This window comes from Fischerella muscicola PCC 7414 (assembly GCF_000317205.1).
Lineage (GTDB): Bacteria > Cyanobacteriota > Cyanobacteriia > Cyanobacteriales > Nostocaceae > Fischerella > Fischerella muscicola.
In genome coordinates, this window is sequence record NZ_AJLK01000150.1 from 25,381 (window position 1) to 39,084 (window position 13,704).

Consider the following 13,704-nt stretch of genomic DNA (forward strand, 5'->3'; position numbering starts at 1 on the left):
TCACTGTTCACTGATAAAGGAGGTATCCATTGCGCTCTCGATTCGTAGCGATCGCTTTCTCTTCAATAGTCGTCACTGTTGGAGTAATGCCACAAGCTACAGCGCAGATTCCCTTTATACCCAACCTGCAACCCCCGAATTTGCGGAGTAGTGAATCGGATAGCAGAACAGTTACAGGCTGGGTTTATTTGGATGGTAAGCGTTTATTTCAGATCACCGCACCAAGAGCGAATATTACGGAGCGTTTAGAGAATATCCAACAAAAAGTCGATCAAATTAGTCAAGAATACTTTCAAAATCCGGATGCAAAACTAGATGTGCAAGTTAAGTCTGAAAACGGATTGCCAGTAATTTATGTCAACAACCGACAGTTAATGACTATTACTGACCAAGATGCCAGACTGCGACAGGTAGATGCTTCGACATTAGCAAATCAAATCTCCCAAAGCTTAGAAGAACAACTAGAACAGGCAAAACAAGAGCGGGAACCAGAGTTTTTAGTCCGCCAGGGTGCAATTGCTGTTGGATGTGGACTAAGCATCCTTGTCATTAGTTGGGGACTTACTCGTTGGAAAAACCGCTCACAAAGGACTTTTATCCAACAGCAACTAGCTTCTACCGCTTCACCAACAGCTAGACCAATTACGACACAGCTAAATCAACAGCAACAACGCCATATCCAAGAAGTCACAAAACGGCTGTATCAGATCGCTCAAGTAGGTATTTGGGGAGGCGGAGGATTATTTATCCTGGGTTTGTTTCCCTATACGCGATCGCTCCAGTTAGGAATTTTCCTCGGTTTACAATATCCGGTGATCTTAGGTGCTGTAGCAATTGCAACTTATGTATCGGTGCGTCTTAGCTATGTACTTATTGATCGCTTCACCTCTGCTTTTGTCAGTAGTAGTGCTTTACTGACTCCAGAAACTTCCGAACGTCTACAACTACGAGTTTCTACTATTTCTGGTGTCACAAAAAGTATAGTTACAATCGTTTGTGCAGGGGTGGGTATTCTATGTGCGCTGCTGGCCTTAGGTATAGATGTCGTTCCTTTGCTAGCGGGTGCAGGTTTAGTTGGTGTGGCTGTATCTCTCGCTTCCCAAAACTTGATCAAAGATGCGATTAACGGCTTTTTGATCATCCTAGAAGACCAGTACGCTTTAGGTGATGTCATTTCTGTGGGGACTGTGGGAGGTTTAGTAGAAAATCTGAATTTGCGGATGACTCAAGTTCGAGATGCAGAAGGACGCTTAATCACCATTCCCAACAGTGAAATTAAAATCGTTGCGAACCTCTCTAGTCGTTGGTCACGCGCTGATTTAACAATTCCAGTTGACTACAAAACTGATATTGACGAGGCTTTGAATTTAATTAAGAAAGTCGCCATCGAAATGGATGAAGACCCCAATTGGCAACATCAAATCGTTGAAACACCCCAGGTTTTGGGGATAGATAACTTTGGCGATCGCGGTTTATTAATTCGTGTCTGGATCAAAACCCAGCCACTCAAGCAATGGGACGTAGCGCGAGAGTTTCGCCGCCGTCTCAAAATCGCCTTCGATCATGCCGGAATTTCTATTCCTGTCCCCCAACAAGCCATCTGGGTAAACGATGCTCAACTGTTAGTTAGTTCAGATTCTAGAGTCAGGGGTCAAGAGTCAAAAGTCAATGGTCATCAGTAGTGGTTGGTGGTTGATTGTTGGTGGTTGGTGGTTGGTGGTTGATTGTTGATTGTTGATTGTTGGTGGTTGGTGAGACCAGCCCCCCAAAAAGGCGGTCTCCGTCACGATGGGGGACTGGCGAACCCGAAGGGTGGTTGGTGGTTGGTGGTTGGTGGTTGGTGGTTGGTGGTTGGTGGTTGGTGGTTGATTGTTGATTGTTGATTGTTGGTGGTTAGTAGTTGTTTAATACTTACTCCTCCCACACCCCTCACACTCCATCCTACGGGAAGCCGAAGAAGGTGCATCTACACACTCCCCCAACTCCCCTAGTTTATTTATAGTACTCATGTACTATAATAAAAAAGGATTCACAAAGTGAAATGTGGAAAGGACAAAGGGGTAAGGATTTTAAATCCCTTTACCTTTTCCCTTTCCCGTTTTCTCCAACTAGACAGACTTCTGGAGATGGGTCAAGGATTTGCCATATGATTAAGCACTATATTCTCAGCCTCAATCCAACTGCTAAACATGACTGGGATCGGTGTATTCTACGTGATCCACTAACAGCCAAGCGTCCAGATATTGCCAAACTTGTAGCTGAGGCTGTTGGTGCTGACACAGGTAGTTATTTGGTGAGTGTGAATATCGAAGTAAAAGTTTTAGAACAAGCAACTGTAGTTCAGGCCGAACAATTATCTTTAAATGTTTCAGAGGTGAACGAAAAACCACAACTAAGGGAAGTAGCATAGTCAAAATTGAACTACCCTACCTATACCGAAGGTTAGGTAGGGATTGTGTCTAGAATATTAAGGACACGAAAATTTATTGTTCCTGTGAACAGCGACAAAATTATATATATTACTTCAGCTTGCTTTTGAGTTTTTCGGCTTCTGACTCTGGACAGGTTAAATATCAAGCAAGTGTTGTTAGTATATATAAAATAATTAAAAATTATCGTTTTATTTAAAATGCCGACTGCTTTAATTACAGGAGCCTCCGCTGGTATTGGCAGAGCCTTTGCTGAGGAGTTAGCTGCACAAAATTATAATCTTGTTCTTGTCGCTCGTTCAGAAGAGAAATTAAACGAATTAGCAAACCAATTAAAGCAAAAACATGAAATTCAAGTTGATGTAATAGCTAAAGATTTGACAGAGTTAAGTGCTACTAATGCTGTCTTTGAGTTTACCAAAGAAAAAGAATTGACAATTGATTTATTAATTAATAATGCTGCTTTTGGAGACTACGGAGACTTTGCCGAAACAGATGAAGAGCGGCAAATTAAAATGATACAATTAAATATCTTGGCATTAGTAGATTTAACCCATAAATTTTTACCACTGATGCGACAGCGCCGTTCTGGTAGCATCATTAATGTTTCTTCTTTAGCTGCATTTCAACCGATACCATATCTTTCTGTTTATTCTGCTAGCAAAGCTTTTGTACGTCATTTTAGTGAAGCATTGTGGGCAGAAAATCGTCAATATGGCATTCGCATCTTAGTTTCTTGTCCAGGGCCAACAGAAACAAACTTTTTTACAGAAGCAAAGTTCCCATTAACTCTTGCAAGCAAAAATACTCAAATTTCAACTTCAGAACAAGTCGTGAAAGAAACCCTCAAAGCATTAGCAAGGGGAGATTCTACTGTTGTAATTGGCGGATTTTCTACTCACTTCATTACCAAAGTAGCTGGTGTAGTCCCACGTGAGACTTTGTTAAATCTTTTGGAAAAGCAGTTTAAAGCGTGAAGGTGTTGGTAGTTGATTGTTGGTAGTTGGTAGTTGATTGTTGATTCTTCCAAACAACAACTAACAACCAACCAACAACTACATATAACGAGTCAATTGCACACGATATCTGTCTTTTTTGGTAACAGCAATATCTCCAACTTCTAAACGTCCTTTACCACGAATGGCAATTAAATCGCCTGTTTTGACTTGAGAACTAGCTTGAGTGATTTCTTTCCAATTGACGCGTACATCACCACCATCAATTAACTCCACCATTTTACTGCGGGACATGCCAAATCCGGCTGAGGCGATCGCATCCAATCTTAAGGAAGCTTCAACAGTAGTTAATTCTTTTTTCTTCGGTTCTCGTACTTTTAACTCGCTTAAATCAATGCGTTGAGTTTTGACAGGAACTGAACGTACCTGCTTGAGGTTCATTTCTAAAAATTCTACCAATTCCGGTACAACAATCGCCTGCGCTCCTCGTTCACCCAGAACAATAATATCCCCCGTCTTTTCGCGGTTAATACCAGTTCCCAACATTGCGCCTAAAAAGTCGCGGTGATTGGCAGTATCAAACAGAAAATTTCCAGCAATATCTAGTGCTGCGATCGCAACTTGAGATAAATCTAAAGAAAGTTCCGAGCGTGCGATCGCCATTCTTTGACGTTCAGCTTGCGGGTATCCTCCCCACGCTAATAACTGCACCTCAGTTAACCGACTAAATACCCGTTGAATTTCTGCTAACTCTGGGGGAGAAAGAAAATGAGTCAAAACTACTTCCCAAGTTTTAATCGCTTGCTCAGCTTGATCAATGACACGAGCAACCGTATCTCTATTTTCAATACCTTTTAAAAGTTCTTCCCTTGGTAGCATTATTTCATTCTTTTGGTGGTTGGTGGTTGGTAGTTGATAGTTGGTAGTTGATAGTTGGTTATTTTTCTAAACAACAAACAACAAACAACTAAAACTACTCTTTATAACCTTGAATATTTTCAGGCTCAAACTGACGTAAAATCCGAGTTGCTTGACGGTGAACACTATCTGAACCTTGCACCACTATTAAGTATTTACCTTCATTCAAGCGATTGCGGTAAGGTAAAGCGTCGCCGCTACCAGCAATTAGACCTATTCCTCCACCAACAAATACACTACCCAAAGCCCCACTTCCAGCGCCCAGCAACCCTGCAACAACATGATTGCCGATTTCACCCGCCCAGGCAAAGGTATCTAACCCTGTAATGATGTTAAAAGTAGCTCCTGCAAAAAATCCAAAAGGTATCAGCCAGAAAGCCATCAGTCTTGCTTGCTTTTGAGCAACTTCTTTGGGGTCAATTAAGCCAAATTCATCAGCACTTTTATAACCCTTACCGAGAATTGTACCTTTTATGCCTTCTTTTTCTAAGGCTAAGTAAGCTGATTCGGCTTGAATACGGTCTGCTAATACGGCAATAAGGTAATTCATTGATATAACAATAGTCGTCTCAAGTAAAATTTGCCCTATTTAACAGGGTATCAGTGGTGATTAGTTAGTGGTTAGTAGTTGGTGGTTGATTGGAACAAACAAAAAACAACAACCAACAATGACCCTTACTCTAACACTTCATCTAGTGGTTCACAAAAAGTATTAACGCCTTGTTTAAGGACATACATCAAAACTGGTGTTCCTAAAATTTGCGGAAATGTGGATATTGTTTTTAACTGTGCCATCATCCCTTGGACTGAACCTTGAAGCAAATCTTCGCGAAATCCTTGCTCACAGATCACAGCACGCCACTTTTTCGCCAAAGCATCCAACCACTCTGAGTTACCTGTTTCTGGTTGTTGTCCGGCTCGAATGGCTAATGTCATTGTTGCATCTTCCAAATCACCTTCACAATCCTCAATGACATCCAGTGCTTCCATCACCGTAGGGTTTTCTGCTAGCTGAGAGCGAAACTGTGCTATTTCTTGCGCTGTGACTTTTGTCATAGTTATACTTTTTCCTAGCCGAGGGACTGACCACTCAGTGTATGTTATTCCAAATTTGACTGCATAATTAATCGCAAGTAATTTATAATCAATAATTTTTAATTAATTAGGTAGTTGCTCATCAATTCATCTATTTTCCCTTTCCCCCGCCAAACTCTTCAACGCTAACAAGCCAGCACCGTAAGCAGGTTCATATCTTGGCAAAATAACTTTGGCCGAAGAAAATTTATTGCTCATAGATGCTGAAAATCTTTCATACATATTGCATCTACCTTGCCATATACTTCCGGTTGTGACGATTTCAAAAACTTCGCCGGGACTAAAAATAGCGTTAACTATTGTAGAAGTTGCTTTGACTAACTCTTGAACAGCACCGTCAATAATTTGATTTGCAACTTCATCTGCTACAGCTGCGGCATGATCCACAATTGGTGCTAAAGCTGCTATTTCTTTAACACCCCAACCACGTCGGTATACTACTTCAATTAAATCTTCAATACTTGCTAAACAAAGATGCTGCTTTAAATCTGCCAAAATTCTAGTTTTGATCTCACGTCCGTCATAATATTTTAACGCTGCTTGCATACCAGCAATAGCAATTTTATAAGCACTTCCTTCATCGCCTAAAAGATAACCCCAACCCCCGACTCTTTTAGTAACTCCTTGCTGATTTCGTCCCAAAACTATTGAACCAGTTCCAGCTGCAACGACAATTCCTACATCATTACCAATTCCCCCAACTAAGGCGATCAAAGCATCATTGGTGATGATGATATTAGATGATTTTAATGACCAAATAACAGGAATATAGCCGCTATTTTGCAAATATTCTAATATACCTTTAATAATTTCGATATCAGCGGCACGACCTACACCTGCTAGTCCTAGACAAATAGCTTCGACCGTAATTGGATCAGTTAAATTTAAGGCGGCGATCATTGCAGTTTGAATTGATGTGATAGCTGCTTCAACCCCAATAATCTGATAATTCGATGCACCAGCTTCTCCACGACCTACTACTTCTCCTTGATGATTCATTAAGACACAAATCGTCTTACTGCCACCACCATCTATTCCTAAAACATAGCTCATATTATTTTAGATTAGGATTGTAAAAATAATATGGAATGAAGAATGCGATCGCCTCTCCCACCTAAAATACTATACTATTTTTCTTCATTTAAAGGAATAAATAGCATAGAAATCATACCAGGAATAGTTAATATACAAACCAAGATAAAAAATAATGGATACCCAAAAAACTGTTGAAGATAACCACTAATAATTCCTGGTAACATCATACCCAAAGCCATGATGCCAGTTGAAATAGCAAAATGAGAAGTCTTATATTCACCTTGAGAAATATACATTAAATAAACGCTAAAAGCCGTAAATCCAAAACCATAACCAAATTGCTCCAAAGAAACTAAAGGATATACTAAACTGAGTGAAGGTTGATGATAAGCCATATAAGGGAGATACAAATTGATGTTTCATAAATCGAACCGTAGAGGTACAGAGAACTCAGAGAGAAGTTAAGAAGAGAGGATAATAGACCTCTTGCAAAAGTCTATTTTCAAAAAACGAACACCGATGAACACCGATAAACACCGATAAAATCTATATCCATCTGTGTCCATCTGCGAAAAGTTTGTAGACGCTTTGCGGCTTCGCGTCTACGCGTCTACAAAGCAGCGTCCCGGAGGGAACCTCAAAGCTTTTCAAGAAAGTGTTCGTAATTAATAATTCTCCTGATTTTTGCAAGATATCTAATCTATTTGACACTGTTTTGGAGAAAATTTATATAGAAATTCATAACACCAACGAATATACTTTCTCCATTCTCCTTCCTCTGCGTCCTCTGTGTCTCTGTGGTTTATTAACACCCAACTGGACACCAATAGGCAATATTATCTGTAATTTCTCCCTCAGAAACACGCATTCCTAAACCACCAGCAACAAACTTGTCATAGCCATTGTTATATAACCAAGCACCCCAAACCGTAGTCATAGGTTCGCCAACAATTTCTACCTTGGGAAACTCTAATAACTCTTGGTAAACATAAGTTTGTTCCGTGTACCACAGATTATTACTGCTACTTTTTGCAACTATTTTTCCAGAATTAACAGCAAATCCACCTTCACCTTCCCTACCTAAAATAGGTTTAGCAAAATAGGAATCTCCTATATCATTTGCATTCAATGAAGTCTTGGGAAAATATTCAAAAATTGTCTCTGCATCTTTACCACAAAAAAAATTCAAGCCCAAATCAGAAATTAAAGCAAATACACTCTTTGGTTGCAATGCAAACGCAGAACCAAAATTTACAATCACAACCTTTATCTGCAAAATCAACTTTTCCAAAGCCGGCCATAATATTTCGCCATTTTCATCAGTATCATGGATTGCCCATTCTACCGGATACCACATGAATAATATATCTACAGGCTTGCCAGTTCTCTGGTCAAATAAACATTTGCCATCTTGAATTCGCAAATATTCCAGCGGCATAATAGTACTTCGATGCACATAACCACTCAACCATTGCATCGTTCCTAAATCTTCAGCATTATTTAAAGTAGTAAAAACAACTTCACATTCCTCAAGCGGTTTATCTAAAAATACTGCTGCCCTTTTTATATGCTGATTGAGTGTAAATTGTAGCGTATCGTGAGCATTTACATCAGGCGATCGCAAGCCAAAATGTTCCGCAACCCTATGATTCCCCACCGTACATTCAAACCAAAAACTCGGCGTTTGGGGATTAGTTTCCACAACCTTCTTCACCCCAGTTTGTTCATTCCAGCACCAATCAAGCCGCATACAAAAAGGTGCAAGCGCATCATACTTCACCAACCTGATACTTTCTTGGGGAAAGCCATAATAAAGTAACGCTTCCTCATCAAGATTGCGAATCACCGACCAAGCTTGCATCAGTACACTACCAACCGCTTCCGAAGCTTGTTTAATTTCCCTGATAGTTTGCGGCGAAACTTGCTGACAATGATAAAGAGCATAAGGACTTGCTTGCTCAGTCAACAGCATACCTGTTGTTTCATCAATTGGGCAAACATTATACCAACCCATTTTCATCGAACGAAACAAGCGATCGCGTTGGGGACAATCAAAAATATTCATCACACTACTCACTTTATCCACTCACCCGACTACCACTACCGAAACTACCAAAACCACCACGCCCTACTTTAGAGTTGCTCTTTGTCGTGGAAGTACCAGACTTGCTTCTGTAAGTGCTAGAACGATGGCGACTGCTGCTATGACTACCAGAGTCATCATCACAGTCATCAGCTTGCTGTGTAGATTGTTGCGGATTATTGCAGTATGACTGATTTGTATTTGAGCTTGTGGTACAGGAAGCCAGTAGTGATACTGTCATTAAGACAACGATGAGTTGGAATAAGCTAGGTTTCAGTTTCATGCTCTGGGTATAAGGTAGAAATTGATCAATAAATAAATACAAGGGTTGGGGGTAGATTTCGCTTTATAGTGTTATTTTTTAATGAACCGCAGAAACGCAGAGAACACAGAGAAAAGAGATTTAGGAGAGGATGATGCGTTTTATACCTTCTTTGAGGAGGGGAACGTTAAAGTTGATGAGTAGACCGAGTGAGTTTTTGGTCATTTTTAAGTAAGACATGACTTGTGCTTCGTGAATTGGCGCTAACCTTTCTACAGCTTTCAGTTCAACGATTAGGACATCACCAACGAGAAAATCTAATTCGCCCTCGCCAACTTGATGATTTTTATATTTAACTGCTACAGGGTGCTTAAACTTGTGAGGTATCCCCCGCATCTCAAACTCAAACCTTAAAGCTTGGTGATACACCGACTCCAAAAACCCCGGTCCCAATAACCGATGCACCTCAATCGCTGCACCAATTACCATTCCCGTCAGCCGACTCATCTCCTCTCCTAACTCTCTTTTCTCTGCGCCCTCTGCGCCTCTGCGGTTCATTTCCATAAAACACCCTCCAACCCTGTGGCAAAATTTATTAAAGTCCTTCCGCACTTAGTTTTCCCAGCATGACCGCAACAATTACTAATCTCCCTGATCGATACGATCCCTTTACCACCGAAGCCAAATGGCAAAAATTTTGGGAAGAAAATCAAACCTACAAAGCCGACCCCCACGCAGGCGGTGAACCCTACTGCATCGTCATCCCACCGCCCAACGTCACCGGTAGCCTGCACATGGGTCACGCTTTTGACAATAGTTTGATTGATACCCTCGTGCGCTATCACCGCATGAAAGGAGATAATGCTCTCTATCTCCCCGGAACTGACCACGCCAGTATCGCCGTCCAGACAATGCTGGAAAAGCAACTCAAGGCAGAGGGCAAAACTCGCTATGAATTGGGACGCGAGAAGTTTCTAGAACGAGCTTGGCAGTGGAAGGCAGAATCTGGGGGGACTATTGTCAATCAACTGCGACGCTTGGGTGTGTCGGTAGATTGGTCGCGGGAACGCTTTACCCTGGATGCAGGTTTAACCAAAGCTGTTTTGGAAGCTTTTAACCGTCTCTACGAAGAAGGGCTTATTTATCGTGGCAAGTTTTTAGTCAACTGGTGTCCAGAGTCACAATCAGCTGTTTCTGATTTGGAAGTGGATGCCAAAGAAGTTGATGGTCATCTTTGGCACTTCCGCTATCCGTTGACTGATGGTTCTGGTTATGTGGAGGTGGCGACGACTCGACCAGAAACTATGCTGGGTGATACGGCGGTGGCGGTGAATCCCAATGATGAACGCTATCAGCATTTGATTGGCAAGACTCTCACGTTGCCTATTATGAATCGGGAAATTCCGATTATTGGCGATGAGTTGGTTGACCCGACTTTTGGGACTGGTTGTGTGAAGGTGACTCCTGCCCATGATCCGAATGATTTTGAAATGGGCAAACGTCACAGTCTGCCGTTTATCAATATTATGAATAAGGACGGCTCTCTCAATGAGAATGCCGGCGAGTTTCAAGGGCAAGACCGCTTTGTTGCGAGAAAGAATGTGGTTGCTCGTTTAGAAGCAGACGGTTTTCTGGTGAAGGTGGAAGATTATAAGCATTCGGTTCCTTATAGTGAGCGTGGTAAAGTGCCTGTGGAACCGTTGCTTTCAACCCAGTGGTTTGTCAAAATTCGCCCGCTAGCAGACCGGGCGCTGGATTTCCTCGACCAGAAAAATTCGCCCCGGTTTGTGCCTCAACGCTGGACTAAGGTTTACCGTGATTGGTTGGTGAAACTGAAAGATTGGTGTATTTCCCGGCAATTGTGGTGGGGACACCAAATTCCGGCTTGGTACGCTGTGAGTGAAACGGGTGGCGAAATTACCGATAACACGCCGTTTGTGGTGGCGCGGAGTGAGGCAGAAGCACGAGAAAAGTTGATAGCACAATTTGGCGAAAATGTCAAGATAGAACAAGATCCAGATGTACTGGATACTTGGTTTTCTGCTGGACTTTGGCCGTTTTCCACTTTGGGATGGCCGGAACAAACCCCGGATTTAGCGACTTATTACCCTACTAGTACTTTGGTTACTGGTTTTGACATTATCTTTTTCTGGGTTGCCAGAATGACGATGATGGCAGGACATTTTACTGGGCAAATGCCGTTTAAGGATGTTTACATCCACGGGTTGGTATTGGATGAAAATGGTCAAAAGCAGTCTAAGAGTAAGGGTAATGGTATTGACCCGTTGATTTTGATTGAGAAGTACGGTACGGATGCCCTACGCTACACGATGATTAAGGAAGTAGCTGGTGCGGGTCAAGATATCCGCATGGACTACAACCGTAAGACGGATGAGTCGCCGTCGGTGGAAGCGTCCCGCAACTTTGCCAATAAGCTGTGGAATGCGGCGCGGTTTGTGATGATGAATTTGGATGGACAGACGCCGCAGCAGTTGGGTGAACCAAATCCTACAGAGTTAAGCGATCGCTGGATTCTTTCGCGTTACCATCGTGTTGTTCAGCAAACCCGGAATTATCTGGATAATTACGGTCTGGGTGAAGCTGCTAAGGGTCTGTATGAGTTCATCTGGGGTGATTTTTGCGACTGGTATATTGAACTCGTCAAATCTCGCCTGCAAAAGAATGCTGATCCGGCATCGCGGCGGGTAGCACAACAAACTCTGGCATACGTGCTGGAAGGGATTTTGAAACTGCTTAGTCCTTTTATGCCTCACATTACGGAAGAAATTTGGCACACTCTCACTCAACAAGGGGCAGAGACTAAGCAAAGTTTATCTCTGCAATTGTATCCAGAGGCACAGACAAATTTTATAGACTCTGGTTTAGAAGAACAGTTTGAACTGTTAATTAGTACAATCCGCAGCATTCGCAACTTGCGCGCCGAAGCCGATGTGAAACCAGGGGCAAGAGTAAATCTCAACTTGCAAACCGACAGCGACAAGGAAAGGCAAATTCTCACTGCCGGACAATCTTACATTCAAGATTTGGCGAAGGTAGAGAATTTAACAATTACTGCTGGTGAGAGTAAGCAACAAGCAGAAAAACCCCGGATTGGTTGGAAGAATATCGCCTTAATTATTGCAGTAATCTACTTTTTCCGACTTGGTTTAGCGATCGCTGATGCGGTTGATGATATTCCCTTGCTGGGAAGTTTCTTTGAAGTTGTAGGTTTTGGTTATGCAACGTGGTTTGTTAGCCAAAATTTACTGTCTGCTGAGGCTAGACAAAAATTCTGGCAACAATTGTTCAAACCAAGTGCTGAGCAAATGGCATCATTGGAAGTATCACCACAACCACACGCACCAGAAAAAGCGATCGCAGGTGTGGTTGGTACAGTACAGGTTCTACTTCCCCTGGCTGGCGTGGTAGATATAGATGCTTATGTAGCCAAACTGCAAAAGCGCCTGACAAAGCTGGAAGGAGAGATTAAATCCCTAACTGGTAGGTTAAGTAATCCTAAGTTTGTCGAACAAGCCCCGCCCAATGTGGTACAGGAAACACGAGACGCTTTAGCAGAAGCTCAAAAACAAGCTGAAATTTTGCGCGATCGCTTGCGTCAGCTAGCATAACAATAAAGAATTATGAATTATAAATTATGAAATTTCTAATCATTGATAATTCATAATTCGTAATTCATAATTTTTCTAAAGTCATGTTATATCTAGCCCAAGTACACAAAAACGAATTTTTAGACCAGTTCCAGTTACATTTATTAGCACGTCAGGAAGCTCAAAATATATGGGTGAGAATCCCAGAAGAAGCTTTTATTCTCCTGGGAAAGGGCAAGACTCTGACAGAAAAATTGCTTGTTTTAGTCGAGCTTTCTCCCACAGGTGATATAGAAAGAATAGAAGAAGCTACTAACTGGGTACTGGATTTAATAGGTACTTACCTCACCACTGGTATTACTCCAGATTTTTTGCGCCAAGAAGCAGAAAGGGCTGAACAGTGGCGGCAAAGTTTGACTTTGCAAAACCAAGATTTAGCACGTCGTACCCTGGAATTAGAAGCACGTCGAGAACAAATTCAAGCCCTCGAAGAAAGTCTGAAACGAGAAAAAAACCTGGTCAATAAAGGTGATAATCCTGGGGAGTAGGGATTGGGGATGGGAGATGGGGTGATGGGGTGATGGGGTGATGGGGTGATGGGGTGATGGGGAGTGGGAGGAGAATAAATAGTAACAAATGACCAATGACTTTTGACCACTAACTACTAACCACTAACAAATGACAATTGACAATTGACCATTGACCATTGACAAATGACTACAGAATTTGAAAAAACAAGTTTAGGTTGGCAGAGTTCTCAATTTCAGCAACAAATTGGAGAATGGCTGGAATATCAGTGGTCTCGTCTTAATCCCACACTACCAGAATTGCCTTCTGGCTGGTCGATTGATTCTTGGTTTATCTCGCTCTTAAAGTTTCTGTTGTGGCTGGGAGTCGGTGTATTTGTGGTTTGGCTAGTCTGGTGGTTGTGGCGAGAATTTAGTCCTTATTTATATTCCAGACTAGCTGGAGGTAGTAGTTCTAACTCTGCTTGCCAAACAGCAAACGTTGAGTTGTCAGCAGCAAAATTATTGACGCGATCGCAAGAATTTTACCGACAGGGAAACTACCGTGATGCTTGTCGCTATCTTTACTTAGTGATGTTACAGCACTTGCACGAAAAAGGTATTCTACCCCATAAAAAAAGCCGTACCGATGGCGAGTATTTACAACTTTTGCGCTTGTCATGTCCCCAAATCCAGCCCTATGAAACTCTAATTACAACTCATGAGCAGTTATGCTTTAGTGATGCTGAGATGCTTGCTGAAAATTACGAGCATTGTCAGCAAGCATATCGGGAAATCTTTCAAGAATAGTA

14 protein-coding genes and 1 pseudogene are annotated in these 13,704 nt (G+C 41.9%); 6 read left to right on the forward strand and 9 right to left on the reverse strand.

Annotation, left to right across the window (positions count from 1 at the left end; all coding sequences use genetic code 11):
• The first annotated feature begins 86 nt into the window (after positions 1-86).
• The gene (locus UYI_RS0123125; RefSeq protein ID WP_016869047.1) at positions 87-1,682 is read left to right on the forward strand and encodes a mechanosensitive ion channel family protein; all 1,596 of its coding nucleotides are present in this window, start codon (positions 87-89) and stop codon (positions 1,680-1,682) included.
• Positions 1,683-1,783: 101 nt separating this feature from the next.
• On the opposite strand, the gene UYI_RS38435 is transcribed toward UYI_RS0123125, so the two are convergent.
• On the reverse strand, positions 1,784-1,966 hold the full coding sequence (locus UYI_RS38435) for a hypothetical protein (RefSeq protein WP_157226381.1): 183 nt from the start codon (positions 1,964-1,966) through the stop codon (positions 1,784-1,786).
• A gap of 180 nt (positions 1,967-2,146) precedes the next feature.
• Between UYI_RS38435 and UYI_RS0123135 the strand changes: the two genes are divergently transcribed.
• Both UYI_RS0123135 and UYI_RS0123140 read left to right on the forward strand, forming a co-directional pair.
• Complete coding sequence (locus UYI_RS0123135) at positions 2,147-2,410, forward strand: hypothetical protein (RefSeq protein ID WP_016869049.1); 264 nt, start codon at positions 2,147-2,149, stop codon at positions 2,408-2,410.
• Positions 2,411-2,629: 219 nt separating this feature from the next.
• Positions 2,630-3,406, forward strand: coding sequence for an SDR family NAD(P)-dependent oxidoreductase (locus UYI_RS0123140; protein ID WP_016869050.1), 777 nt, complete (start codon positions 2,630-2,632; stop codon positions 3,404-3,406).
• 78 nt (positions 3,407-3,484) lie between these two features.
• Here the strand turns inward: UYI_RS0123140 and UYI_RS0123145 are convergent, their stop codons facing one another.
• The 8 genes and pseudogenes from UYI_RS0123145 to UYI_RS0123175 all read right to left on the reverse strand — a co-directional run bounded on the left by UYI_RS0123145 (position 3,485) and on the right by UYI_RS0123175 (position 9,342).
• Positions 3,485-4,264, reverse strand: coding sequence for a photosystem II S4 domain protein (locus UYI_RS0123145; RefSeq protein WP_016869051.1), 780 nt, complete (start codon positions 4,262-4,264; stop codon positions 3,485-3,487).
• 94 nt (positions 4,265-4,358) lie between these two features.
• Positions 4,359-4,853, reverse strand: a complete 495-nt coding sequence (locus UYI_RS0123150) for a hypothetical protein (RefSeq protein WP_016869052.1) — start codon at positions 4,851-4,853, stop codon at positions 4,359-4,361.
• Between the two features lie 125 nt (positions 4,854-4,978).
• Entirely contained in the window at positions 4,979-5,359 is a 381-nt protein-coding gene (locus UYI_RS0123155; RefSeq protein ID WP_016869053.1) for a hypothetical protein, read from the reverse strand.
• 126 nt (positions 5,360-5,485) lie between these two features.
• A complete protein-coding gene (locus UYI_RS0123160) occupies positions 5,486-6,451 on the reverse strand; it encodes an N-acetylglucosamine kinase (RefSeq protein ID WP_016869054.1) in 966 nt (321 codons plus the stop codon).
• 74 nt (positions 6,452-6,525) lie between these two features.
• A pseudogene (locus tag UYI_RS0123165) lies at positions 6,526-6,846 on the reverse strand (MFS transporter); the annotation flags it as partial.
• Positions 6,847-7,238: 392 nt separating this feature from the next.
• Positions 7,239-8,498, reverse strand: coding sequence for a glutathionylspermidine synthase family protein (locus tag UYI_RS0123170; protein ID WP_016869056.1), 1,260 nt, complete (start codon positions 8,496-8,498; stop codon positions 7,239-7,241).
• A 13-nt stretch (positions 8,499-8,511) separates the two neighbouring features.
• A complete protein-coding gene (locus UYI_RS37125; protein WP_146007595.1) occupies positions 8,512-8,799 on the reverse strand; it encodes a hypothetical protein in 288 nt (95 codons plus the stop codon).
• Positions 8,800-8,919: 120 nt separating this feature from the next.
• Positions 8,920-9,342: a GxxExxY protein gene (locus UYI_RS0123175; RefSeq protein WP_016869057.1), complete on the reverse strand. Its 423-nt coding sequence runs from the start codon at positions 9,340-9,342 to the stop codon at positions 8,920-8,922.
• Positions 9,343-9,404: 62 nt separating this feature from the next.
• Here UYI_RS0123175 and UYI_RS0123180 point away from each other — a divergent pair, with 62 nt between their 5' ends.
• From UYI_RS0123180 to UYI_RS0123190, 3 genes are all read left to right on the forward strand, one after another.
• Positions 9,405-12,407 (forward strand): valine--tRNA ligase, encoded by a 3,003-nt coding sequence (locus tag UYI_RS0123180; RefSeq protein WP_016869058.1) that lies wholly within the window; start codon positions 9,405-9,407, stop codon positions 12,405-12,407.
• A gap of 83 nt (positions 12,408-12,490) precedes the next feature.
• Positions 12,491-12,934: a hypothetical protein gene (locus UYI_RS0123185; protein WP_016869059.1), complete on the forward strand. Its 444-nt coding sequence runs from the start codon at positions 12,491-12,493 to the stop codon at positions 12,932-12,934.
• A 165-nt stretch (positions 12,935-13,099) separates the two neighbouring features.
• The gene (locus tag UYI_RS0123190) at positions 13,100-13,702 is read left to right on the forward strand and encodes a DUF4129 domain-containing protein (protein WP_016869060.1); all 603 of its coding nucleotides are present in this window, start codon (positions 13,100-13,102) and stop codon (positions 13,700-13,702) included.
• Positions 13,703-13,704: the final 2 nt, after the last annotated feature.